This is a genomic window from Rhodococcus sp. DMU1 (assembly GCF_012272955.1).
Lineage (GTDB): Bacteria > Actinomycetota > Actinomycetes > Mycobacteriales > Mycobacteriaceae > Rhodococcus > Rhodococcus aetherivorans.
In genome coordinates, this window is the sequence record NZ_CP050952.1 from 2582321 (window position 1) to 2606090 (window position 23770).

Consider the following 23770-nt stretch of genomic DNA (forward strand, 5'->3'; position numbering starts at 1 on the left):
CGGGTAACCTGTTCGTCGCAGTCGGCGCGGCCGCGACGTCGCCGGGATCCGCGAGTGCAGCGAGACCCGGCCGACGAGCACGGACGTGCACGGGACACTCACGCGGAGCAGTGCGGAACGCAACGGCGCGTGCGAACAGACAAGGAAGTCGATCCTCCAGTGTCAGAGAACGTGGTAGAGGCCAAGACCGATGTAGTGCTCGTGGGTGCGGGCATCATGAGCGCGACGCTCGGCGCAATCCTGCGCCGGCTGCAGCCCGACTGGTCCATCACCGCCTTCGAGCGGCTCGACGCCGCCGCGGCGGAGAGCAGCGATCCCTGGAACAACGCAGGCACCGGTCACTCGGCGCTGTGCGAGCTGAACTACACGCCCGCCAAGCCGGGCGGTGGCGTGGACATCACCAAGGCGATCAACGTCAACGAGCAGTTCCAGGTCTCGCGCCAGTTCTGGGCGTTCGCGGTGGACAACGGCATCCTCACCGATCCCAAGAACTTCATCAATCCCGTTCCGCACGTCAGCTTCGTCCACGGCGCCGACAACGTGAAGTACCTGCGTGCCCGCTACGACGCGCTGGCCGGGCACCCGCTCTTCGCCGGCATGGAGTACTCGGAGAGCCCCGAGTACTTCTCCGAGCGGTTGCCGCTGATGGCGCAGGGCCGTGACTTCTCCGAGCCCATCGCGCTGAACTGGACCCAGGACGGCACCGACGTCGACTTCGGTGCCCTCACCAAGCAGCTGCTCAACAACGTCGCCGCGTCGGGCGGCACCGTGCACTTCGGCCACGACGTGACCGACCTGGACAAGCAGTCCGACGGCAGCTGGATCGTCAAGGTCCGCAACCGCCGCACCGGCCAGGCCCGCAAGGTGCATGCCCGGTTCGTGTTCGTCGGTGCCGGCGGCGGAGCGCTGCACCTGCTGCAGAAGTCGGGTATCGCGGAGGCCAAGGGCTTCGGCGGTTTCCCCGTCTCCGGCCAGTTCCTGCGCTGCACCAACCCGGAGCTGATCGCCATGCACAGCGCGAAGGTGTACGGCAAGGCGGCCGTGGGTGCGCCACCGATGTCGGTCCCGCACCTCGACACCCGCGTGATCGGCGGCAAGCAGGGCCTGCTGTTCGGCCCGTACGCCGGCTGGTCCCCGAAGTTCCTCAAGAACGGCAAGCTCACCGACCTGCCCGGCTCGGTCAAGCCCAACAACCTGCTGTCGATGATCGGCGTCGGCCTCACCGAGATGGGTCTGACCAAGTACCTGATCGGTGAGCTGATGCAGTCGCCGCGCGACCGCATCGGCACCCTCGGCGAGTTCGTGCCGCGGGCCCGCATGGCGGACTGGGAGCTCATCACCGCCGGTCAGCGGGTGCAGGTGATCCGCCGCAAGGGTGCGGGTGGAGTGCTCGAGTTCGGCACCGCCGTGGTCAATGCCGGCGACGGCACGATCGCCGGTCTGCTCGGCGCGTCCCCCGGCGCCTCGACCGCCGTTCCGGCGATGCTCGACGTCCTCGAGCGCTGCTTCCCCGACCGGTGGACGGCGTGGCAGGACACCCTCAAGGAGATGGTGCCGTCCCTCGGGGTCAAGCTCTCGGACGACACCGCGCTGTTCGACAAGGTCTGGCGCTGGGGCACCAAGTCCCTGCAGCTCGATGTCGCCTCCGCGGTGGAGGCCACCGCCCCGGCGGAGCCGGCGACGGTCTGACCGCCCGTCCTCCGATGCGGCCTGCGAGGGTCTCGGCCGGGTCCGGCCCTCGCGGGCCGCGCCGTCCGCCGGAACGCCGTGGCGCCCGCGCCCCGGCGGGATACCCTGATCCCAGTCGCTGAGAGGGGCGGGGCTGTGGGCACCGGTATGGAACGGATCTGGCTCGACAGCTACGCCGAGGGGGTGCCGTCGGACATCGCACCCCCCGAGCACTCGCTGGTCGACATGCTGGAGGCGTCGGTCGCTCGGTTCGGGCCACGTCCGGCGCTCGAGTTCTTCGGCGCGGAACTGACCTATTCGCAACTCGGCGACCGGGTGCACCGTGCCGCGGAGGGGCTGCGACGGCTCGGCGTGCGCCCCGGCGACCGGGTGGCGCTCGTCCTGCCGAACTGTCCGGAGCACGTGATCGCGTTCTATGCGGTCCTGCGGATCGGCGGCGTGGTGGTCGAGCACAATCCGCTCTACACCGGCGAGGAGATGGCCCACCAGTTCGCGGACCACGGCGCCACGGTGGCGGTCGCCTGGGACAAGGTCTGTCCGCTGCTGCAGCGGATCGCCGGGGACACGGCCGTCGAGCACATCGTGGCGGTGAACATCACTCGTTCGATGCCGTGGTCCAAGCGGCTCGCGCTCACCCTCCCCGTCCCGAGAGCGCGCGCGTTGCGGGACGCGCTGACGGGGCCGGCGCCGGGGACGATTCCGTGGCAGCGGTTGCTGGCCGACGGACCCCTCGACCCGGAGCATCCGCGCCCCTCCGTCGGCGATCTGGCGGTCGTCCAGTACACGAGCGGCACCACCGGCACCCCGAAGGGCGCGATGCTCACGCACTCGAACCTCGGCGCCAACGCCGCGCAGGGCCGCGCCTGGGTGCCGGGGCTGGTCGACGGCGCAGAGGTCGTCTACGCGGTGCTGCCGATGTTCCACGCCTACGGGCTCACCCTGTGTGTGACCTTCGCGATGAGCATCGGCGCCCGTCTGGTGCTGTTCCCCAAGTTCGACGTGGATCTGGTGCTCGCCGCCGCGAAGAAGCACCCACCCACGTTCATGCCCGCGGTGCCGCCGATCTACGAGCGCCTCGCCCGCGCGGCCCGGGAGCGGTCGGTGGATCTGACGTCGGCGCGCTGGTCGATTTCCGGGGCGATGCCCTTGCCGACGGAGACACTGGAACTGTGGGAGGCGGTCACCGGGGGCGTGCTGGTCGAGGGGTACGGGCTGACCGAGACGTCGCCGGTCGCGGTCGGCAATCCCATCGGACTCGCCCGCCGGCCCGGTGCGGTCGGAGTTCCCTTCCCGAGCACCGAGATCCGGGTGGTCGATCCGGCCGACCCTGAGCGCGACGTCGAACCCGGGCAGCGGGGAGAGCTGCTGATCCGCGGACCGCAGGTGTTCTCCGGATACTGGAACAAGCCCGAACAGACGGCGGAGGCGCTGCTCGACGGCGGCTGGTTCCGGACCGGTGACATCGTCCAGGTCGACCGCGACGGATTCGTCACGGTCGTGGACCGGATCAAGGAACTGATCATCACCGGTGGCTTCAACGTCATGCCGTCCGAGGTCGAAGCGGCGCTGCGGCTGTTCCCGGGAGTAGTCGACGCCGCCGTGGTGGGTCTGCCGACCCCTGACGGCAGCGAGGAGGTGGTGGCGGCGGTGCTGGTCTCGGGCGACGACTTCGACCCCGAGGCGGCGCGGGAGCACTGCCGTTCGCGCCTGGCCGCCTACAAGGTCCCGCGGCGTGTGGTGGTGGTGGACGACCTGCCGCGGTCCCTGATCGGGAAGGTGCTCCGCCGGCAGGTCCGCGAGTCCCTCCTCGTCGGCTGAGTCCTTCGGACGCCGTGCGTGCCGGGCCTGCGGCGTCCCTCACGATGTTCGTACGGCGGATGGCGCCGCGATCGGCCCGGCCCGTAGTGTTTGTGCGTTCCCCGCAGCGTGATGCGCGTTGCACAGTGCCGAAAGATGGGAAGTGCCGGTGTCCAGTGCTGCCGATGACGAGACCAACTACCTGGTCGGGCTCAATTTGCGGGGCCGGCGAGTAGTGGTGGTCGGGGGCGGTACCGTCGCACAGCGACGGCTCGGTCTGCTCGTGGCCGCCGGTGCCCACGTGCACGTGATCACCCGTGCGGCGACGCCCGCGGTCGAGGGCATGGCCACCGCCGGGCAGGTCACCCTGGAACTGCGCGACTACCGTGACGGGGATCTCGACGGCGCCTGGTACGCCATCGCCTGCACCGACGAACCGGACACCAACGCCGCGATCGTCGCCGAGGCCGAACGTCACCGCATCTTCTGCGTCCGGGCCGACAACGCCCGCCGCGGCACGGCCGTCACCCCGGCCACCGCCCACTACGACGGGATGACCGTCGGTGTGCTGGCCGGCGGCGACCACCGCCGCTCCGCGGCCGTGCGCACCGCGATCCGCGAGGCCCTGCAGTCCGGTGCCGTCGTCGCCGACGCCGAGCCCGCCCGCCCCGGGGTCGCGCTGGTCGGTGGCGGCCCGGGCGATCCCGACCTGATCACGGTCCGCGGGCGGCGCCTGCTGGGTCGCGCCGACGTCGTCGTCGCCGACCGGCTGGCCCCGCCGGAACTGCTCGCCGAGCTCGGCCCGCACGTCGAGGTGATCGACGCGGCCAAGATCCCCTACGGCCGGGCGATGGCGCAGGAGGCCATCAACCAGGCGCTGATCGACGGCGCCAAGGCCGGAAAGTTCGTCGTCCGGCTCAAGGGCGGCGACCCGTACGTGTTCGGCCGCGGCTACGAGGAACTCGAGGCGTGCGTCGCCGCCGGAGTGCCCGTGACCGTCGTCCCCGGCATCACCAGCGCCATCTCGGTGCCGTCCGCGGCCGGGATCCCCGTCACCCACCGCGGCGTCACTCACGAGTTCGTCGTGGTCAGCGGCCACGTGGCGCCCGACCACCCGGATTCGCTCACCGACTGGGGTGCGCTCGCGCGCCTGCGCGGCACGCTCGTGCTGCTGATGGCGGTCGAGCGGATCGAGCAGTTCGCCGCCGCCCTGCTCGAGGGCGGCCGGCCCGCGCAGACCCCGGTCACCGTGATCCAGGAGGGCACGCTGCGCACCCAGCGGGTGCTGCGCGCCGACCTGAAGACCGTCGCCGCCCGCGTCCGGGAGGAGCAGATCCGCCCGCCGGCCATCATCGTGATCGGGCCGGTGGCCGGGTTCGACATCGGGCCGGTGGCCGGGGTCGCCCCGGGCGCTCGGTAACGTTGATCCACATGGCCGAAACCTCCTCGCCCGTGAGCTACCCCGTCACCACGCGTGCGCTGGGCCTGGCGATCATCGTCCTCAGCGGTCTGCAGTTGATGGTCGTGCTCGACGGCACGGTCGCCAATCTCGCGCTGGCGCCGCTGCAGGAGGACCTCGGTCTGAGTGACGCGGGCCGCAACTGGGTGCTCACGTCGTACGCCCTGAGCTACGGGGGGCTGATGCTCCTCGGCGGACGTCTCGGCGACGCCTTCGGCCGCAAACGCATGTTCATCGCCGGCGTCGGCCTGTTCACCGTCGCGTCGCTGCTGTGCGGCCTCGCCGTCAACGAGGGCACCCTCGTCGCGGCCCGCGCGCTGCAGGGCGTCGGCGCCGCCGTGGCCTCGCCCACGGCCCTGGCGCTGGTCGCCACCACCTTCGCGCCCGGACCGGCACGCAACCAGGCGATCGCCATCTTCGCGGCCATGACGGGCGTCGGATCGATCGCGGGGCTGATCATCGGCGGCGCCCTCACCGAGGTGTCCTGGCGCTGGATCTTCCTGATCAACGTGCCGATCGGGATGCTGATCGTGAGCCTGGCGGTGGTCGCGCTGCGCGAGACCGCGGCCGAGCGGCTGCCGCTGGACGTGCCGGGCGCGGTGCTCGCCACACTCGGCTGCACCGGTCTCGTCTTCGGGCTCACCGAGGGCCCGGAGATGGGGTGGACCAGTCCTGCGGTGGTCGGCGCGCTGATCACCGGTACCGCGCTGCTCGCGGTGTTCCTCGTCGTCGAGCGCCGCGCCGAGAACCCGCTGCTGCCGTTCGTGCTGTTCCGCAACGCGGACCGGGTCGCGACGTTCGTGTCCATCTTCTTCGCCGGTGCCGTCATGTTCAGCCTCGCCGCGTTCGTCGCCCTGTTCGTGCAGGACATCCTCGGCTATTCGCCGCTGCAGGCCGGCCTGGCGTTCGTGCCCTTCGCCTTCGGCCTGGGCGCCGCCGCGGCGGTCGCGTCGAAGCTGGCGGTGCGGGTGCGGCCCCGCTGGCTGGTCGTCACCGGGGCGCTGATCATGGCGGTCAGCCTCCTGTACGGCTCGACGATGTCGCACACCGTCGCCTACCTGCCGACGCTGTTCGTCCTGGTGCTCGTCGTCGGGTTCGGGGTGGGCCTGGCCGTGGTGCCGCTGCCGCTGTGCGCGATCGCCGGCGTCGGCTCGCACGAGATCGGCCCGCTCGCGGCGATCGCCCAGGTGGCGCAGACCCTCGGCGGCCCCATCGGCCTGGCCGTGATCGGCGCGATGGCCACGTCGCGGACCCTGTCGCTGGGCGGCACGTCCGGCGCCGTCGCCGACATGGATCCCGGCCAGCTCTACGCGCTGGGGGAGGGCTACCTCTTCGCCCTCGTCGGCTGTGCGGTGTGCGCCGTGATCGCGGGTGCCGCGGCGCTGTTCATCCGCTTCACCCCCGAGCAGGTGGCGCAGGCCCAGGTGGCGGAGAAGGCGGCGCAGGGCGCGTAGCCCCGTACCGGCCCTGCCGCCGAGGTGTGCCCGGCCCCAGCGGCGGGGTAGCCGACGGACATGTTGTCGACCATCACCGAGTGGATGCGGTTCCCGGCGACGTGGACCGCACGCGCGGTACGCGTGCGCGGGCACGAGCGGTACGTCGCCGCGCAGGCGCTGAAGTCGGCCCTCGCGGCGGTCCTCGCGTGGCTCGTCGCCGCCGAGTGGCTGACGCTGCCGCAGGCCTTCCTCGCCCCCTACGTCGCGGTGTTCCTCGTCGAGACCACGGTGTTCAGGTCCCTCCGGCAGGCGGTGGTGCAGATCGGAACGGTCGTCGCCGGCGTGCTGCTCGCGGCAACGGCGGAATGGCTGGTGCCGGGGCAGACGGCGGCGATCGGCGTCGTGGTGCTCGTCGGCTGGTTCGTCGGCCGCTGGCGGCGGTTCGGTTCGAACGGGATCTGGGTGGCGATCACCGCGTTGCTGGTGATCGCGACGGGCGCCGCCGGCAGCCCCGTGATGCTGGGGGAGCGGCTGCTCGAGACGGCGATCGGGGCAGCGTGCGGACTCGTGGTGACCGCGGTGCTGTTCCCGCCGGTCTACCCGGTCGGGGACGAACTCGGGGTACTCGCCCGTGAGGCCCGATCCCTGCTGTGTGACATGGCCGCCGGGCTGGGCGACGAGGCGGGTCCGGGGCCCGGGGGCTGGGTGCGTCGCACGGGGGAGATCGACCGGATGATGGACCGCGCGGCGGAGTCGTCGCAGTGGGCACGAGAGAGTGTGCGGCTCAATCCGCGCCCGATCGCGGCCCGGGTCCGGGATCAGGCCTCGGCCTCCGACGACGTCCTCGACCGGCTGTGGTACGCCGTGCCGGCGCTCCGCGAACTCGCCCGCGTGGCGGAGGCGGCGTCGGACGGCGTTCTCGACGGGGCGGACGACGCGGCGCGCTGCTCGGTGCCTGCTCTCCTGACAGCCCTGGCCGAGCTCGTGGACCGGATCGGGGACACCGCTGCCGACCCCGTCCGATTCGCCGAACCCGTCCGATTCGACGACGCCTGCGGCGAGTGCGCCGACCGGCTGGCCGAACTGCAGCGATCGGCCGCCGGGTCCGCCGATCCTCGGGTGGCGGCCGTGCTCGGTAGCTTCTGGCACCCGGCGCACCGGTTCCTCACCGCGGTGCAGGACACCCGGCGCGTGCCGCAGTCAGGTCAGGATCACCAGTTCGGTGGCTGACGCCACCTCGACCCGCAGGCCCGCCCGGGCCGCGACGCGGGCGGCACCGTCGACGTCGGCCGGCTCCGCGCGGGTCAGTACGAGCGCGCGGGCCAGCAGGCCCTTGTGGTGCTTGTTGAAGTGACTGACCACCTTGCGGCTCCCGTCGGGCTGCTCGGTGAGCACGGTCGCGGTGACCGCGCCGGGGACGGGCCCGAGCTGCCGGTACACCCCCGACCGCAGGTCCACCACGAGCTGCCCGGCGGCCTCGGCGGCCAGGGCGCCGCTCAGCTCCGGCCGCCACAGCGACGCGAGGGTCCCGACGCCGGGCAGCTTCGATCCGCCCGACAGGCGATAGGCCGGGATGGGATCGCCCGCGCGCACCGCGCCGAACAGGGCCGATCCGATCGCGAGTCGCCGGTGGGCCTTCTCCCGCTGCGCCCGGGTGAACGAGCCGGCGTCGAGGGCGTCGAACAGCACCCCGGTGTAGCGCGCGAGAGCCGGCCGGGTGGGCGAGACCCACAGCTTGGCGTTGCGTTCGATCTCGTCCGCCTGCGTGGGACCCAGGCCCAGGGCGAGGCTCGACGCCTCCGGATCCGCGGCCAGGTCGACGAGCGCCTGCACCAGCTCCTCGCGGGTCGCGGTCAGTTGCGGCATCGACAGCTCGCCCAGGTCGAGGGGCGCACCGTCGCCGCCGTCGGACTTGGTTTCGGAGGGAGGCAGAAGCACCAGCACAAGCGGTAACCGTACCGAGGTCGGTTCCGGGGCGGCAGGTAGGCTGCTCTCCCGTGATCACCCGCATGTCGCACCTGTTTCTCCGCACCCTCCGCGACGACCCGGCCGACGCCGAGGTCGCCAGCCACAAGCTGCTCGTGCGCGCCGGCTACGTCCGCCGCATCGCCCCGGGGGTGTACTCGTGGCTGCCGCTGGGTCTGCGGGTACTGCGGCAGGTCGAGCGTGTCGTGCGCGAGGAGATGAACGCGATCGGTGGGCAGGAGATCTCGCTGCCGGCGCTGCTGCCGCGCGACCCCTACGAGACCACGAACCGGTGGACCGAGTACGGCGACGGGTTGTTCCGGCTCCAGGACCGCAAGGGCGCCGACTACCTGCTCGGCCCCACCCACGAGGAGATGTTCGCGCTCACCGTCAAGGGTGAATACAACTCGTACAAGGATTTTCCGGTCACCCTGTACCAGATCCAGACGAAGTACCGCGACGAGGAACGTCCCCGTGCCGGCATCCTCCGCGGCCGCGAGTTCGTGATGAAGGACTCCTACAGCTTCGACCTCACCGACGAGGGCCTGGCCGAGTCGTACCGGGCGCATCGTGACGCCTACGAGCGGATCTTCGCCCGACTCGGCGTGAAGTACGTGATCGTCTCCGCGACGTCGGGCGCCATGGGCGGCAGCGCGTCGGAGGAATTCCTCGCCGAGAGCGACGCCGGCGAGGACACGTACGTGCGCTGCCTCGAGTCGGGCTACGCCGCGAACGTCGAGGCCGTCGAGACCCTGGCCCCCGAGCCGGTTCCGTTCGACGGGCTGCCCGAGGCGGTGGTGCACGACACCCCGGACACCCCGACCATCGACACTCTCGTCGAGTGGGCCAACGGTGCGCTCGACCGCCCGGTGACCGCCGCCGACACCCTCAAGAACATCCTCGTCAAGACGCGGCGACCCGGCGGGGAGTGGGAACTGCTCGGCATCGGCATCCCCGGCGACCGGGAGGTCGACGACAAGCGGCTCGGCGCGTCGCTCGAGCCGGCCGAGTACGAGCTGCTCACGGACGCCGACTTCGCGGCCAACCCGTTCCTCGTCAAGGGGTACATCGGTCCGAAAGCGTTGCTCGACAACGGAGTTCGTTACCTCGTCGATCCGCGCGTCGGAAACGGCACGTCGTGGATCACCGGCGCCGACGAGCCCGGCAGGCACGTCGTCGGACTCGTCGCCGGGCGCGACTTCACCCCGGACGGGACCATCGAGGCCGCCGAGGTGCGCGACGGTGACCCGTCCCCGGACGGTGCGGGCCCGCTCGTGTCGGCGCGCGGCATCGAGATCGGCCACGTGTTCCAGCTCGGCCGCAAGTACACCGACGCCTTCGCCGTCGACGTGCTCGGCGAGAACGGCAAGCCGGTGCGCCCGACCATGGGTTCCTACGGCGTCGGTGTCTCCCGGCTCGTCGCCGTGATCGCCGAGCAGCAGCACGACGACAAGGGCCTGCGGTGGCCCGCCGAGGTCGCCCCGTTCGGGGTGCACCTGGTGATCGCGAACAAGGACGAGGCGGCCCGGGAGGGTGCCGAGAATCTGGCCGCCGAGCTCGACAAGGCGGGCGTCGAGGTGCTGCTCGACGATCGCAAGGCCTCGCCCGGCGTGAAGTTCAAGGACTCCGAGCTGCTCGGCGTGCCGCTGGTCGTCGTCGTCGGCCGCGGCTGGGCCGACGGCAAGGTCGAGCTGCGCGACCGGTTCAGCGGCGAGTCCCGCGAGGTGCCGGCCGATGCGGCCCTGAAGGAGATCCTCGGCGCGTAGTAGCACCCCCGGTGGCCCTCGGGATCGCGTGCGGGCCACCGGGGCACCACACTGATGCCATGGACGACTGGGAGCGCACCGACGCCTACCTGACCGACACCCTGATCGGGGCCGACCCTCAGCTCGAGGACGCGCTCGCGGCGAACGCCGCGGCGGGCCTGCCGCCGATCGACGTCGCACCCGTGCAGGGCAAGTTCCTGCATCTGCTGGCGCGGATCCGCGGTGCGCGGCGCATCCTCGAGATCGGCACGCTCGGCGGGTACTCCACCATCTGGCTCGCGCGGGCCGTCGGCGACGACGGGCGCGTGGTCACCCTCGAGTACGAGCCCCGGCACGCCGGGGTCGCGCGCGCCAACCTCGATCGCGCCGGCGTGGGGGAGCGGGTCGACATCCGGGTGGGCGCCGCCCTCGACACCCTGCCGTCCCTCGAGGGCGGGGCCCCGTTCGACCTGGTGTTCGTCGATGCGGACAAGGAGAACAACCCGCACTACGTGCGGTGGGCGCTGCGGCTCGGCCGCCCCGGCACCGTCATCGTCGTCGACAACGTGATCCGCGGCGGTTCGGTCACCAACGCCGATCTCGACGACGAGCGGGTGCGCGGCGCCCGAGAGGTGCTGGAACTCATGGCCACCGACCCTCGGCTCGACGCGACCGCGCTGCAGACCGTCGGCGCAAAGGGCTGGGACGGCTTCGCGATAGCGGTCGTGACCGACTGAGCACTTCGCCCGCGGCGGTCGGCGCGAGCGGATGCCGCGGCGTCCCGGTCGAGGTCAGGGCTGCCCGGGCAGCGCGACGGACGGCGGGACGACCCCGAGGTTCGCGCGCCACCGGGCCGCCCGCATCGCGGACTCGGTGAGGGCCTCGATCGCCGCCCCGCGGGTGTGCTCGCTGCGTGCCCGCTCGACGACGGAGCGCCACGCCACCGCGACATCGGTCTCGATCTGCACCGCCAACTGTGCGGCGGAAACCGCGTCGGTCACCGGGAAGGGCGTCGTGTACCCGGCGGCCGCGGTGGGCGGGGTGACGGCGGCGGCCCGCAGCGCGTCCGTGGTGGCGTCGCGCCGGGCCCGGTGGGCGGCGGTGTCCGCCGACACCTCGGCCGCGCGGGCGGGATTGGAGAACGCGGCGACGATGCCGTAGCCGAACACCGCGGCGTACTCGGCGTTCAACGCGTCCACGAGGGCCTGCTGCTCGACGCCCAGCGACTGTGAACTCACGGCAGCAGCACCCCCTTGTGCACGGCGCACGCGGCGCTGATCGAGGCGAGCAGGCCCGCCCGGTAGCCCTGCAGGGTGCGGGCCAGGTCCGCGGCGGCCCGCTGGGAGCCGTTCAGTCGCTCGCGCAGCAGGTCGAGGGTGGGTGGATCCGCGGCCGGGGCCACGGTCGTCGTCGTGGTGGTCGACGCCGTGGTGGTCGACGCCGGGTCGGCCCCGGCGAGCCGGGCCACCTCGGCGTCGAGGACCTGGGCGTGGGTCGTGCGCTCGGCGCCGACGGCATTCAGGGCGCCCGCCCGGTCGGGGAGCAGCGCGACGAGCAGACCGGCGGTCGCGGCGTCGACGCGCGCCCGCTCGGCCTGGGCGATCAGGGGATCGACCTCCCCGGCGCCGTCGTCCGTGCCGGCGCCGCACCCGGCGACGGCGAGCGCACCGACGCCGCCGAGCGCGGCGCCGGACCAGCGCAGCACGGTGCGTCGGGACACGGGCGGTGAGGATGCGGGCGTCGGCACCGCACCATCGTGCCAGCCCGGTCCGGGCGGATCCGACGGTGGTCGGGCCGCGGGGGGTTGGTCACGGGAGCGCCGGATGCGCGATACCCTTGAATACCTGCCGGTCCGCTCGTGCGCCGGCATGACGTCCGCTGCGATCACAACTGAACGAGGAGCCTGTCGCGATGCCGGTGCCGCCCCCGGAGAGAATTGCCGAACTCGTCTCCGGCCCGATCGAGCGCGAGGGATACGACCTCGAGGACGTGGTGATCACGTCTGCGGGCAAGCACAGCACGGTGCGGCTGTTCGTCGACAGCGACGCCGGGTTGAGCCTCGACGAGGCCGCCCGCCTGAGCACCCTGGTCTCCGAGGCGTTCGACGCCGTCTCCGATTTCGGCGAGTCGCCCTACGTGCTCGAGGTGACCAGCCCCGGCATCGGCCGCCCGCTCACCCGCGAGCGGCACTGGCGCCGGTCCCAGGCCCGCAAGGCCCGGATCGAACTGGACGACGAGACGATCGTCGGCCGCATCGGCGAGCTCGTCGGGGACGAGGTCCGGATCGTCGTTCCCGGCCGCAGCGGGCCCTCGGTGCGGGCGATCCCGCTCGCGGAGGTGCGCCGCGCCGTCGTCGAGGTGGAGTTCAACGCGCCGAATCCGCGCGAACTCGAGCTCGCGGGCGGCCTGCCGGACGGCCGGGTGCGTGCCGGCGAGATCGCCGAGGGCGACGGCGACGACCCGGACGACGAGAGCGGCACGGACTACAACGGCACGGACGAAGTGAAGGTGGACAAGTGAATATCGACATCGCAGCCCTGAAGGTCCTCGAGGCCGACAAGAACATCCCGTTCGATGCGCTGATCGAGACGATCCAGACGGCCCTGCTCACGGCCTACCGGCATACCGACGGGCACCAGCCGCACGCGAGTGTCGACGTGGACCGCCGGACCGGTGCCGTGCGGGTGATGGCGCAGGAGTTCGACGCGGACGGCAACCTCGTCTCCGAGTGGGACGACACCCCGGAGGGCTTCGGTCGCATCGCGGCGACCACCGCCCGCCAGGTGATCATGCAGCGCATCCGCGATGCCGAGCACGAGCAGCGGTTCGGGGAGTTCGCGACACACGAGGGCGAGGTCGTCGCCGGTGTGGTCCAGCGCGACACCCGCGCCAACGCCCGCGGCATGGTCGTGGTGAAGATCGGCGCCGAGACCACCGGCACCGAAGGGCTGATCCCGCCGGCCGAGCAGGTGCCCGGCGAGACGTACGAGCACGGCGACCGGATCCGGTGCTACGTCGTCGGGGTGTCGCGGGGGCAGCGCGGCCCGCAGATCACCCTGTCGCGGACGCACCCCAACCTGGTGCGCAAGCTCTTCGCCCTCGAGGTGCCGGAGATCGCGGACGGGTCGGTGGAGATCGTCGCCGTCGCGCGGGAGGCCGGCCATCGCTCCAAGATCGCCGTCCACTCACGGGTGCCGGGATTGAACGCCAAGGGCGCGTGCATCGGCCCGATGGGGCAGCGGGTGCGCAACGTCATGCGCGAACTCGGTGACGAGAAGATCGACATCATCGACTTCGACGAGGATCCGGCGAAGTTCGTCGGTAACGCGCTGTCCCCCTCGAAGGTGGTATCCGTCACAGTCGTCGACCCCGACGCGCGCGCCGCGCGGGTCGTCGTTCCCGACTACCAGCTGTCCCTCGCGATCGGCAAGGAAGGGCAGAATGCCCGGCTGGCCGCGCGGCTGACCGGGTGGCGGATCGACATCCGCAGCGATGCCGCGGCCGGCGGTCCGGCGTCGGCGGGATCGCCCGCGACAGGCAGATAGGCGTGGAATGCACGGTTCCGGCCCGATCAGCGGTAGAGTGGTCGATGGCTCAGCATGAGCTGCCCTCGGCCGACCGAGAGCGCACCGGTCCGGTGCGCACCTGTGTCGGGTGTCGGCAGCGGGTGCTGGCTGCCGATCTGCTGAGGGTTGTGGCGCGGGCGACGGAGCCGTCAGGCTTCGTGCTGGTGCCGGACCCGGGGCGGAGGATGCCCGGTCGGGGCGCGTGGATGCACCCCGATCCGGAATGCCTCGGTCAGGCGGAACGGCGTCGAGCATTCGGCAGAGCGCTGCGGGTGTCGGGAACAATCGACCCGTCTGCGCTTGTTCAGCTGGTCGGGGTCCGGAACGAGGAGGACTCGGCGTAGCGATACGCGCCGGACCGGGGACACCAACTCTGAGAAGAACAGGTACAAGCACTCATGAGCACACCGTGAAGCACCAGCGATGAACGTCCATCGGAGATAACCCGAGGTCGTGCGGGCACCAGCCGCTCGACCTCATCAGTGAGGAGAGCAGTGGCAGGCAAGGCCCGTGTACACGAGTTGGCCAAGGAACTCGGTGTCACCAGTAAGGAACTTCTCGCCCGTTTGAAGGAACAGGGCGAATTCGTGAAGTCGGCGTCCTCGACGGTCGAGCCGCCGGTCGCGCGTCGACTGCGCGAATCTTTCGCGAAGGCGAACGGCGACGGCGCAGCTCCGTCGGCGGCAGCCCCCAAGCCCGGGGCGCCGCGCCCCGGTCCCCGTCCGGCAGCGCCCGCCCAGGCCGCGCCGGCACCCGCCCCGGCCCCGAAGCCCGAGGCCGCAACCCCCGCGCCGAGTCCGGCTCCGGCTTCGCGCCCCGCCGCACCCGGCCCCAAGCCCGGCGCTCCGCGCCCGGCTGCCCCGAAGCCGGCCACCCCGCAGGCTCCGGCCGCGCAGGCCGCGCCGCAGGCTCCGGCCCCGCAGGCTCCGGCCCCGCAGGCTCCGGCCCCGCAGGCTCCGGCCCCGCAGGCTCCGAGCGCCGGCCCCAAGCCGGGCGGTCCCCGTCCCGGCCCGAAGCCGCCGCGCGTCGGCAACAATCCGTACTCGTCCGCACCCGCGGAGCGGCCCGCGCCGCGTCCGGGCGCGCCGCGTCCGGTTCCCGGTCAGGGTCGCCCCGCGGCCGGTCCCGGCGGTGCCCGTCCGGCTCCCGGTCAGGGTCGCCCCGCGGCCGGTCCCGGCGGTGCCCGTCCGGCTCCCGGTCAGGGTCGCCCCGCGGCCGGTCCCGGCGGTCCCCGTCCGGCTCCCGGCCAGGGCGGTCCCCGGCCGTCCCCCGGCTCGATGCCCCCGCGTCCGAACCCGGCCGCGATGCCGCAGCGTGCTGCGCGTCCCGGCCCGACCGGTCGTCCCGGCCGTCCCGGCGCGCCCGGCGGACGTCCGGCCGGCGCTGGTGGCGGCGGCGGTTACCGCGGTGGCGGTGGCGGTGCTCCCGGCGCCGGTGCCGGTGCCGGTGCCGCCGGTGGTTTCCGCGGTCGTCCCGGTGGCGGTGGCGGTGGCGGTGGCGCCGGCCGTGGTGGCCGCGGCGGAACCGCGGGTGCCTTCGGTCGTCCCGGTGGCGCTCCGCGCCGTGGCCGCAAGTCGAAGCGGCAGAAGCGGCAGGAATACGATTCGATGCAGGCACCGTCGGTCGGTGGTGTGCGGCTGCCGCGCGGCAACGGCGAGACCATCCGTCTCGCCCGCGGCGCGTCGCTGTCCGACTTCGCGGAGAAGATCGACGCGAACCCGTCGGCCCTGGTCCAGGCGCTGTTCAACCTCGGTGAGATGGTCACGGCCACTCAGTCGGTGAACGACGAGACCCTCGAGCTGCTCGGCTCGGAGATGAACTACAACGTTCAGGTCGTCAGCCCCGAGGACGAGGACCGCGAGCTGCTCGAGTCGTTCGACATCACCTACGGCGAGGACGAGGGCACCGAGGAAGACCTCGTGCAGCGTCCGCCGGTGGTGACCGTCATGGGTCACGTCGACCACGGCAAGACCCGCCTGCTCGACACGATCCGCAAGGCCAACGTCCGCGAGGGCGAGGCCGGCGGCATCACCCAGCACATCGGCGCCTACCAGGTGATGACCCACCTCAACGGCGAAGACCGGCTGATCACCTTCATCGACACCCCGGGTCACGAGGCGTTCACCGCCATGCGTGCCCGCGGCGCGAAGTCGACCGACATCGCGATCCTCGTGGTCGCGGCCGACGACGGCGTCATGCCGCAGACGGTGGAGGCGATCAACCACGCGCAGGCTGCGGACGTGCCGATCGTGGTCGCGGTGAACAAGATCGACAAGGAGGGTGCGAACCCCCAGAAGATCCGCCAGCAGCTCACCGAGTACGGACTGGTCACCGAGGAGTACGGCGGCGACACCATGTTCGTCGACATCTCGGCGAAGCAGGGCCTGAACATCGACCAGCTGCTCGAGGCCGTGCTGCTCACCGCGGACGCGTCCCTCGACCTGCGGGCCAACCCGGACATGGAGGCGCAGGGCGTCGCGATCGAGGCGCACCTCGACCGCGGCCGCGGCCCCGTGGCCACCGTCCTGGTCCAGCGCGGCACGCTGCGCGTGGGCGACTCGATCGTCGCGGGCGACGCGTACGGCCGTGTCCGCCGAATGGTGGACGAGCACGGCGACGACGTCCTCGAGGCGTTCCCGTCGCGTCCGGTCCAGGTCATCGGCTTCACGTCGGTGCCCGGCGCCGGTGACAACCTCGTCGTCGTCGAGGAGGACCGCATCGCACGGCAGATCGCGGACCGCCGCAATGCGCGCAAGCGCAACGCGCTGGCCGCCAAGAGCCGCAAGCGGATCAGCCTCGAGGACCTCGATGCCGCGCTCAAGGAGCACAACGAGCTCAACCTCATCCTCAAGGGCGACAACGCCGGTACGGTCGAAGCCCTCGAGGAGGCCCTCATGGGCATCGAGGTCGGCGACGAGGTGCGCCTGCGGGTCATCGACCGCGGTGTCGGTGGTGTCACCGAGACCAACGTCAACCTGGCCGCCGCGTCGAACGCCGTGATCATCGGCTTCAACGTCCGCGCCGAGGGCAAGGCCACCGAGCTCGCCAACCGCGAGGGCGTCGACATCCGCTACTACTCGATCATCTACCAGGCGATCGACGAGGTGGAGAAGGCCCTCAAGGGCATGCTCAAGCCGATCTACGAGGAGGTCGAGCTCGGCCGCGCCGAGATCCGGGCGATCTTCAAGTCGTCCAAGGTCGGCAACATCGCGGGCTGCATGGTCCAGTCGGGTGTCGTCAAGCGCAACGCGAAGGCCCGTCTGCTCCGCGACAACAACGTGGTCGCCGAGACGGTCACCATCTCGTCGCTGCGGCGCGAGAAGGACGATGTGACCGAGGTGCGGGAAGGCTTCGAGTGCGGTCTGACGGTCACCTACTCCGACATCAAGATCGGTGACGTGATCGAGGCGTACGAGCTGCGCGAGAAGCCGCGCGACTGACGCAGCCGGACACAACCGACGGCCTCGTCGGCGGCGGTGGGCGAGATGATCGCCCGCCGCCGTCGGCGTGCCGGAGGACCGGCACCGGACGACACCGGAGGGTGGATGTATCTCGGGGCACTGGAACTGGACGTCCTGCTCGGTGACGTGCGCTCGCTCAAGCAGAAGCGGTCCGTGATCCGGCCCGTCCTCGCCGAGCTGCGGCGGATGGCGGTCAGCGCCGCCGAGACCGGCGACCAGGACCTCTACCGTCGCGCCGAGATCGGCGTGGCGGTGGCCGCATCGGCGGTGCCCTATCTCAACGAGGTGCTCGACACGTGCGAGCGGCTCGTCGCCGGCCGCCCGGAGTTGCAGCTGCTCTCCGTGCGGCGAAGAATTTTCGGTCCGGAGGACTGACCGGACCGGTGGAACAAACATGTGGTCGCCGCCGGCGGCCGGGGAGAGGAACCGACTGACATGGCCGATCCAGCACGGGCACGTCGACTGGCCAAGCGCATCGCCACGATCGTCGCCACGGCCATCGATCACGAGATCAAGGATCCGCGGCTGGCGTTCGTCACCGTGACCGATGCGAAGGTCACCGCGGATCTGCACGACGCCACCGTCTACTACACGGTCCGCGGCGAGGACCTGGACACCGAACCCGACCTGGCCGCGGCCGCCGCAGGCCTGGAGAAGGCCAAGGGCGTGCTGCGCTCGAAGGTCGGGGCGGGCACCGGGGTGCGGTTCACCCCCACCCTGACCTTCGTCACCGACACCGTGCCGGACACCGCCCGGCACATGGAGGAACTCCTCGAACGGGCACGGGCCGCCGACGAGGAACTCGCCAAGGCCCGCGAGGGCGCCGCTCCCGCCGGCGAGCCGGATCCCTACAAGGAACCACGGGTGCGTCCCGACGACGGTGACGACCTGTAGCGCACCGATGGCCGAGTCGATCCAGGCCGCCACGGCGGTCGATCTGCGCGACGCCGTCGCGCTCCTCGAGGACGCCACCTCGGTGACGATCCTCTGCCACGTCCAGCCCGACGCCGACACCTTCGCCAGCGGCCTGGCACTCGGCACGGTGCTCGAGCGGCGCGGCATTCCGGTGCAGGTGGCGTTCGCGTCGCCGACCGCCGTCCCGGCGTCGATGCGCGACCTGCCCGGCGGGCACCTGCGGGTGCCCGCCGGGCAGGTGCGCCGCGAGGTCGACCTGCTCGTCACCGTGGACTGCGGCACGGCCGGCCGGCTCGGGCATCTCGCGGACCGGCTGGCAGGCGCGAAGCACACCCTGGTGATCGACCACCACCGCTCCAACACCCGGTTCGGCACCCACAATCTGATCGACGAGGCCGCCGAATCCACCACCGCCGTGCTCGCCGAGCTGTTCGACGAGTGGGGCGTGGAGATCGACGCGGACCTCGCCCACTGCCTGTACGCGGGGCTGGTCACCGACACCGGCTCGTTCCGGTGGGGACGCGCCGGGGGACACCGTCTGGCCGAGCGCCTGCTGGCCACCGGCATCGACGGGGCCGCCATCACGCGACGGCTCCTCGACACGCACCCCTTCGGGTGGCTGCCGATGCTGTCGCGGGTGCTCGCGTCGGCGACGCTCGTTCCCGACGCCGCCGGCGGACGCGGACTCGTCCACGCGACGGTGCTGCGCGCCGATTCGGCGCACCTCGGCGCCGAGGAGGTCGAAAGCGTCATCGACATCGTCCGGACCACCGCCGAAGCGGAGGTCGCCGCCGTGTTCAAGGAGTGCGGCCCGGACGTGTGGACGGTATCGCTGCGCTCGAAGAACGCCGTCGACGTCTCCGTCGCCGCCACCGCCCTCGGCGGAGGTGGGCATCGGTTCGCATCCGGATACACCGCGTACGGCGACCGCGACCGGGTCGTCACGGCGCTGCGCGCGGCCCTGGACTGACGGTGCCGGCGCCGCAACCGCGGGACACCGCCGGCCCGGAACCGGACGCGCCCCCGCACGTCGTCCCCGAGGCCACCGCCCGGCGCATCCTCGGGCTCGCGGTGCCGGCCCTCGGGGTGCTCGCCGCCGAGCCGCTGTACCTCCTGTTCGACATCGCCGTCGTCGGCCGGCTCGGCGCGCTCGCGCTCGCGGGCCTCGCCATCGGCGGCCTCGTCCTCGCCCAGGTCAGCACCCAGCTGACCTTCCTGTCCTACGGGACCACGGCCCGCGCCGCCCGCCTCCACGGCGCCGGCCGGCGTGACGCCGCCGTCGCCGAGGGTGTGCAGGCCACCTGGCTCGCGCTCGGTGTCGGCACCGCGATCCTGCTCGTCGGGCAGGTACTGGCGGAACCGGTGGCCGCGCTGATCGCCGGGGACCCGGAGATCGCCGACGCCGCAGTGTCGTGGCTGCGGGTCGCCCTGTTCGGCGCACCGCTGATCCTCGTCGGGCTCGCCGGCAACGGCTGGATGCGAGGCGTGCAGGACACCGCCCGCCCGCTGCGGTACGTGCTCGCCGGGCTCGCGCTCTCGGCGGTGCTGTGCCCGGTGCTCGTGCACGGCCTGCTCGGCGCCCCCCGCTGGGAACTCGCCGGTTCCGCCGTCGCCAACGTCGCCGGACAGGGTGTCTCCGCGGCCCTGTTCGTCGGGGCACTGCTCCGGGCCGGTGTGCCGCTGCGGCCTCGTCGCGCGGTGATCGTGGCGCAGTTGCGCCTCGGCCGCGATCTGATCGCCCGCAGCCTCGCCTTCCAGGCGTGCTTCCTGTCCGCGGCCGCGGTGGCGGCCCGCTTCGGTGCCGCGGCCGTCGCGGCGCACCAGGTGGTGCTGCAGCTGTGGAACTTCGTCGCGCTCACCCTCGACTCGCTCGCCGTCGCCGCGCAGGCCCTGGTGGGTGCGGCGCTCGGGGCGGGGGCCCGGTCCGGCGCGAAGCGCCTGGCCTGGCGGATCACCGCCTGGTCCACGGTGTTCGCCGCCGGCCTGGCCCTGGCGTTCCTGCTCGGCGGCGACGTGATCCCGGCGCTGTTCACCGACGACCCGGCGGTCCTCGAGCAGATCGACGTCGCCTGGTGGTTCTTCGTCGCGCTCATGCCCGCCGCCGGAGTGGTGTTCGCGCTCGACGGGGTGCTGCTCGGCGCCGGTGACGCCGCCTTCCTGCGCACCGCCACGCTCGCGTCCGCGCTGTTCGGCTTCCTGCCCGTCGTCTGGTGCTCGCTGGTGTGGGGCTGGGGGCTCGCGGGTATCTGGACGGGGCTTACGGTGTTCATCGTGTTCCGCATGGCGGCCGTGGTCTGGCGGACCCGGTCGGGGCGGTGGGCCGTCGCCGGTGCGGACCGGCAGATCCGGCGCGAGACGGTACGGGACGAGACAGAAGGGCAGGACCGGTGACGGGGAAACTCTGGGCGGTCAGCGACATCCACGTCGGGCATCGAGGCAATCGCCCCGTCACCGAGGATCTGCACCCCGAATCCCCGGACGACTGGTTGATCGTCGCCGGCGACGTCGCCGAGAAGTCCGACGACATCCGCTGGGCGCTGTCGCTGCTGCGCAGCCGTTTCGCCAAGGTGATCTGGGTTCCCGGCAACCACGAGCTGTGGACCACCGCCAAGGACCCGGTGCAGATGCACGGCGCCGCCCGGTACGACTACCTCGTGACGATGTGCCGCGAACTCGACGTGCTCACCCCGGAGGACCCGTATCCCGTGTGGCACAGGGAGGGCGGGCCGGTGACGCTCGTGCCGATGTTCCTGCTCTACGACTACTCGTTCCTGCCCGAGGGCACCACGACGAAGGCCGAGGGCCTGGCGCTCGCCCGCGAACGCAACGTCGTCGCCACCGACGAGTTCCTCCTCTCACCCGACCCGTACGTCACCCGCGACGTGTGGTGCCGCGTGCGGCTCGACGACACCCGCAAGCGCCTCGACGCCCTCGACCCGGCGCTGCCGACGGTGCTGATCAACCACTTCCCACTGGTCCGCGAACCCACCCGGATGCTGTTCTACCCGGAGTTCTCCCTCTGGTGTGGCACCACCGAGACCGCCGATTGGCACCTGCGCTACCGCGCGTTGTGCGCCGTGTACGGACACCTGCACATCCCGCGCACCACGTACTACGACGGCGTCCGCTTCGAGGAGGTCTCCCTCGGCTACCCACGGGAATGGCAGCGCCGGGGTCTGCCCGAGCCGCTGCTGCGCCAGATCCTGCCGGTGCCGGAGTATCCGCCGGGATCGCTGAACAAGTGGGGCGGGCACTTCCGGGTGACCCCCGAGATGGAAGCCGAAGTCGAGAAGATGCGCGCTGAGCGCGCTGCACAGAACACGCGCACTGGGGAGCTGCGATGACCGACCCGACGACCTCGACCCGCACCGGGCTGATCACCCGGATCCTGCCCGACGGCATCGCCGCCGCGGAGTTGTTCGAGGACCCGCCCGGCCTGCGACCGCACCCGCAGGAGGAGGCGCTCGTCGCCCGTGCGGTGGACAAGCGGCGACGGGAGTTCGCGGGGGCGCGGCACTGCGCGCGGCTCGCCATGCGGCAGCTCGGGATGGAGCCCGGGCCGGTGCTCAAGGGCGACAAGGGGGCGCCCGTATGGCCGCGGGGAGTCGTCGGCAGCCTCACCCACTGCGACGGTTACCGCGGCGCCGTCCTGGCCTACGCGCTGCAGGTGCGGTCGCTGGGGATCGACGCGGAGCCGCACGGTCCCCTGCCCGACGGGGTGCTCGAGGCGGTGTCCCTGCCGCAGGAGCGCACCTGGCTCGCCGGCACCGAGCCGAGCCTGCACTGGGACCGCCTGCTCTTCTGCGCGAAGGAGGCCACCTACAAGGCGTGGTTCCCGCTCACCGGGCGCTGGCTGGGCTTCGAGGACGCCCACATCACGTTCGAGCGCGACGGCGCGGCCGCCGTACCGAGCGCGGCCGCGTCGGGCACGTTCCGTTCCGACCTGCTCGTACCCGGCGACACCCGCGACGGTGCGCCGCTGTCGGCGTTCGACGGGCGGTGGTTGATCGCCGACGGGCTGGTGCTCACCGCGATCGTCGTGCACTGACACCGGGGCCGCCGCGGCAGGTGGCAGAATCGGGCCCCGTGTCTGCCTCCGAGAACCCCGCCCTCGCCCGTGCCGGCCTGCTCGTCGTCGACAAGGACCCGGGTATGACCAGCCACGACGTGGTGGCCCGCTGCCGGCGGCTGCTCGGCACCCGCAAGGTCGGTCATGCCGGCACCCTCGACCCGATGGCGACGGGCGTGCTCGTGCTCGGGGTGGAGCGCGCGACGAAGATGCTGGGCCTGCTCGCCCTCACCACCAAGGCGTATTCGGCGACGATCCGGCTCGGGCAGAGCACCGTCACCGACGACGCCGAGGGTGAGGTGCTCGCGACCACCGACGCCTCCGCCGTCGCGGACGAGGCGATCGCGGCGGCCGTTGCCGCGCTCACGGGGGAGATCTCCCAGGTGCCTGCCAGCGTCAGCGCGATCAAGATCGACGGCAAGCGCGCCTACGCCCGGATGCGCGAGGGGGAGACCGTCGAGCTCGCGGCCCGGCCGGTCACGGTCTCGCGGTTCGAGGTGCTGTCCCGGCGGACCACCTCGGACGGGTTCGTCGATCTCGACGTCGAGGTGGAGTGCTCGTCCGGCACCTACATCCGGGCGCTGGCCCGGGATCTGGGGGCCGCCCTGGGCGTCGGCGCGCACCTGACGGCGCTGCGGCGCACCCGGGTCGGCCCGTTCGGGCTCGAGCACGCCCGCACGCTCGCCCAGCTCGAGGAGAGCCCGACCGTGAGCCTGGACATCGATGCAGCCGTCCGCACCGCGTTCCCGTGCCGCGACGTCACCGCGGCGGAGGCGGAACTGCTGGCGAACGGCCGGTGGCTGGATCCGGTGGGGATTCCCGGCGTGTACGCGGCGATCGACCCGTCCGGCCGGGCCGCGGCGCTGCTGCAGGAGAAGGGCAAGCGGGCCTCGGCAGTGTTCGTCGTGCGCCCGGCCACCATGTAGCGGTGTGTCCTTCGGGCTGCTCCCGCCGCCCGAAGGACACACCGGCGCCGCGGCCGCCTACACCAGCCAGATCGCGTCGGCCGCGGGATGCCCGAGGTCGACCGTGGTGCCGCCGTCGCCGCCGATACGGACCGAGACGGTGCCCGCGAAGTCGCGGCGTTCGACGACCCGGATGTCGGTGTCGAGGGCTATGCCCACGTCGTCGAAGTAGCGCAGCATCGCCGGGTCCGCGTCCGAGATGCGGGCGACGCGGCCGTGCTCGCCGTCGACGAACGCGCTGAGCTGCCGGGCCGGGGGAGTGGGGATCGTGCCGTCGTCCGCCGGGATCGGGTCGCCGTGCGGGTCCCGCTCGGGATGGCCGAGCTTGGCGTCGATGGCGGCGACGAGCCGGTCGGAGACGGCGTGCTCGAGGACCTCGGCCTCGTCGTGCACCTCGTCCCAGCCGTAGCCGAGTTCCTGGACCAGATACGTCTCGAGCAGACGGTGCTTGCGGACCATGGCCACGGCGGCGGCGCGCCCGGAGTCCGTGAGGGAGATCGCGCCGTAGCGGGCGTGGTCGACGAGGCCCTGATCGGCGAGCTTGCGGACGGCCTCGGAGACGGTCGACGCCGACACTCCGAGCTTCTCCGCGAGCAGCTTCGTCGAGACCTTCTCCCCCGACCATTCCCGCACGGTCCAGATGATCTTGAGGTAGTCCTGCGCGACCGGCGTCAGCGTGTCCGCCGTCGCCACCTCGGTCGTC

Annotated in this window: 22 protein-coding genes; 18 read left to right on the plus strand and 4 right to left on the minus strand. The window is 72.2% G+C overall.

What is annotated here, in order from left to right; translation table 11 throughout:
- Window positions 1–159 precede the first annotated feature (159 nt).
- From mqo to HFP48_RS12155, 5 genes are all read left to right on the plus strand, one after another.
- Window positions 160–1689 carry a malate dehydrogenase (quinone) gene (mqo, locus tag HFP48_RS12135; protein ID WP_072635112.1) on the plus strand — a complete coding sequence of 510 codons (1530 nt, stop codon included), beginning with the start codon at window positions 160–162 and terminating at the stop codon, window positions 1687–1689.
- A 135-nt stretch (window positions 1690–1824) separates the two neighbouring features.
- Window positions 1825–3507 (plus strand): long-chain-fatty-acid--CoA ligase, encoded by a 1683-nt coding sequence (locus HFP48_RS12140; RefSeq protein ID WP_029543258.1) that lies wholly within the window; start codon window positions 1825–1827, stop codon window positions 3505–3507.
- Between the two features lie 148 nt (window positions 3508–3655).
- Window positions 3656–4906 (plus strand): uroporphyrinogen-III C-methyltransferase, encoded by a 1251-nt coding sequence (gene cobA, locus HFP48_RS12145; RefSeq protein WP_006937417.1) that lies wholly within the window; start codon window positions 3656–3658, stop codon window positions 4904–4906.
- Window positions 4907–4917: 11 nt separating this feature from the next.
- Window positions 4918–6399, plus strand: coding sequence for an MFS transporter (locus tag HFP48_RS12150; RefSeq protein ID WP_006937416.1), 1482 nt, complete (start codon window positions 4918–4920; stop codon window positions 6397–6399).
- A gap of 60 nt (window positions 6400–6459) precedes the next feature.
- Window positions 6460–7611, plus strand: coding sequence for an FUSC family protein (locus HFP48_RS12155; protein ID WP_168579554.1), 1152 nt, complete (start codon window positions 6460–6462; stop codon window positions 7609–7611).
- Here the strand turns inward: HFP48_RS12155 and yaaA are convergent.
- Window positions 7582–8325 carry a peroxide stress protein YaaA gene (gene yaaA, locus HFP48_RS12160; protein ID WP_029543262.1) on the minus strand — a complete coding sequence of 248 codons (744 nt, stop codon included), beginning with the start codon at window positions 8323–8325 and terminating at the stop codon, window positions 7582–7584. The genes HFP48_RS12155 and yaaA overlap by 30 nt on opposite strands.
- A gap of 53 nt (window positions 8326–8378) precedes the next feature.
- Here yaaA and HFP48_RS12165 point away from each other — a divergent pair, with 53 nt between their 5' ends.
- Both HFP48_RS12165 and HFP48_RS12170 read left to right on the plus strand, forming a co-directional pair.
- Window positions 8379–10112, plus strand: coding sequence for a proline--tRNA ligase (locus HFP48_RS12165; protein WP_006937413.1), 1734 nt, complete (start codon window positions 8379–8381; stop codon window positions 10110–10112).
- A gap of 59 nt (window positions 10113–10171) precedes the next feature.
- Entirely contained in the window at window positions 10172–10828 is a 657-nt protein-coding gene (locus HFP48_RS12170) for an O-methyltransferase (protein WP_029543269.1), read from the plus strand.
- A gap of 54 nt (window positions 10829–10882) precedes the next feature.
- Here HFP48_RS12170 and HFP48_RS12175 read toward each other — a convergent pair whose 3' ends face one another.
- Entirely contained in the window at window positions 10883–11329 is a 447-nt protein-coding gene (locus HFP48_RS12175) for a ferritin-like domain-containing protein (protein WP_006937411.1), read from the minus strand.
- Entirely contained in the window at window positions 11326–11838 is a 513-nt protein-coding gene (locus HFP48_RS12180) for a hypothetical protein (protein ID WP_029543274.1), read from the minus strand. The genes HFP48_RS12175 and HFP48_RS12180 overlap by 4 nt, the downstream gene beginning before the upstream one ends.
- A 164-nt stretch (window positions 11839–12002) precedes the next feature.
- Here HFP48_RS12180 and rimP point away from each other — a divergent pair, with 164 nt between their 5' ends.
- The 11 genes from rimP (at window position 12003) to truB (ending at window position 23028) form a co-directional block, all read left to right on the plus strand.
- Window positions 12003–12611 carry a ribosome maturation factor RimP gene (gene rimP, locus HFP48_RS12185; protein WP_006937409.1) on the plus strand — a complete coding sequence of 203 codons (609 nt, stop codon included), beginning with the start codon at window positions 12003–12005 and terminating at the stop codon, window positions 12609–12611.
- On the plus strand, window positions 12608–13636 hold the full coding sequence (gene nusA / locus HFP48_RS12190) for a transcription termination factor NusA (RefSeq protein ID WP_006937408.1): 1029 nt from the start codon (window positions 12608–12610) through the stop codon (window positions 13634–13636). Before rimP ends, nusA begins: the two co-directional genes overlap by 4 nt.
- A 44-nt stretch (window positions 13637–13680) precedes the next feature.
- Window positions 13681–14001, plus strand: coding sequence for a YlxR family protein (locus HFP48_RS12195; RefSeq protein WP_072635117.1), 321 nt, complete (start codon window positions 13681–13683; stop codon window positions 13999–14001).
- Between the two features lie 150 nt (window positions 14002–14151).
- Complete coding sequence (infB, locus tag HFP48_RS12200; RefSeq protein ID WP_168579555.1) at window positions 14152–17097, plus strand: translation initiation factor IF-2; 2946 nt, start codon at window positions 14152–14154, stop codon at window positions 17095–17097.
- 105 nt (window positions 17098–17202) lie between these two features.
- Window positions 17203–17493 carry a DUF503 domain-containing protein gene (locus tag HFP48_RS12205; RefSeq protein WP_029543284.1) on the plus strand — a complete coding sequence of 97 codons (291 nt, stop codon included), beginning with the start codon at window positions 17203–17205 and terminating at the stop codon, window positions 17491–17493.
- A 60-nt stretch (window positions 17494–17553) separates the two neighbouring features.
- Window positions 17554–18012 carry a 30S ribosome-binding factor RbfA gene (gene rbfA, locus HFP48_RS12210; protein ID WP_029543285.1) on the plus strand — a complete coding sequence of 153 codons (459 nt, stop codon included), beginning with the start codon at window positions 17554–17556 and terminating at the stop codon, window positions 18010–18012.
- Window positions 18013–18019: 7 nt separating this feature from the next.
- On the plus strand, window positions 18020–19003 hold the full coding sequence (locus HFP48_RS12215) for a bifunctional oligoribonuclease/PAP phosphatase NrnA (protein ID WP_161996625.1): 984 nt from the start codon (window positions 18020–18022) through the stop codon (window positions 19001–19003).
- 86 nt (window positions 19004–19089) lie between these two features.
- Complete coding sequence (locus HFP48_RS12220; RefSeq protein WP_051359251.1) at window positions 19090–20424, plus strand: MATE family efflux transporter; 1335 nt, start codon at window positions 19090–19092, stop codon at window positions 20422–20424.
- Window positions 20421–21377: a metallophosphoesterase gene (locus HFP48_RS12225; RefSeq protein WP_168579556.1), complete on the plus strand. Its 957-nt coding sequence runs from the start codon at window positions 20421–20423 to the stop codon at window positions 21375–21377. Before HFP48_RS12220 ends, HFP48_RS12225 begins: the two co-directional genes overlap by 4 nt.
- Window positions 21374–22081 (plus strand): 4'-phosphopantetheinyl transferase Npt, encoded by a 708-nt coding sequence (gene npt, locus HFP48_RS12230; protein WP_037200816.1) that lies wholly within the window; start codon window positions 21374–21376, stop codon window positions 22079–22081. Before HFP48_RS12225 ends, npt begins: the two co-directional genes overlap by 4 nt.
- A gap of 38 nt (window positions 22082–22119) precedes the next feature.
- Complete coding sequence (truB, locus tag HFP48_RS12235) at window positions 22120–23028, plus strand: tRNA pseudouridine(55) synthase TruB (RefSeq protein WP_029543293.1); 909 nt, start codon at window positions 22120–22122, stop codon at window positions 23026–23028.
- Window positions 23029–23085: 57 nt separating this feature from the next.
- Here the strand turns inward: truB and HFP48_RS12240 are convergent, their stop codons facing one another.
- On the minus strand, window positions 23086–23760 hold the full coding sequence (locus tag HFP48_RS12240) for a metal-dependent transcriptional regulator (protein WP_029543295.1): 675 nt from the start codon (window positions 23758–23760) through the stop codon (window positions 23086–23088).
- Window positions 23761–23770: the final 10 nt, after the last annotated feature.

Coding starts and splice junctions, on each gene's coding strand:
- HFP48_RS12155 (WP_168579554.1), top strand. CDS start 6,460: ATGTTGTCGACCATCACCGAGTGGATGCGGTTCCCGGCGACGTGGACC.
- rbfA (WP_029543285.1), top strand. CDS start 17,554: ATGGCCGATCCAGCACGGGCACGTCGACTGGCCAAGCGCATCGCCACG.
- HFP48_RS12170 (WP_029543269.1), top strand. CDS start 10,172: ATGGACGACTGGGAGCGCACCGACGCCTACCTGACCGACACCCTGATC.
- HFP48_RS12215 (WP_161996625.1), top strand. CDS start 18,020: ATGGCCGAGTCGATCCAGGCCGCCACGGCGGTCGATCTGCGCGACGCC.
- HFP48_RS12205 (WP_029543284.1), top strand. CDS start 17,203: ATGTATCTCGGGGCACTGGAACTGGACGTCCTGCTCGGTGACGTGCGC.
- HFP48_RS12195 (WP_072635117.1), top strand. CDS start 13,681: ATGGCTCAGCATGAGCTGCCCTCGGCCGACCGAGAGCGCACCGGTCCG.
- rimP (WP_006937409.1), top strand. CDS start 12,003: ATGCCGGTGCCGCCCCCGGAGAGAATTGCCGAACTCGTCTCCGGCCCG.
- HFP48_RS12150 (WP_006937416.1), top strand. CDS start 4,918: ATGGCCGAAACCTCCTCGCCCGTGAGCTACCCCGTCACCACGCGTGCG.
- npt (WP_037200816.1), top strand. CDS start 21,374: ATGACCGACCCGACGACCTCGACCCGCACCGGGCTGATCACCCGGATC.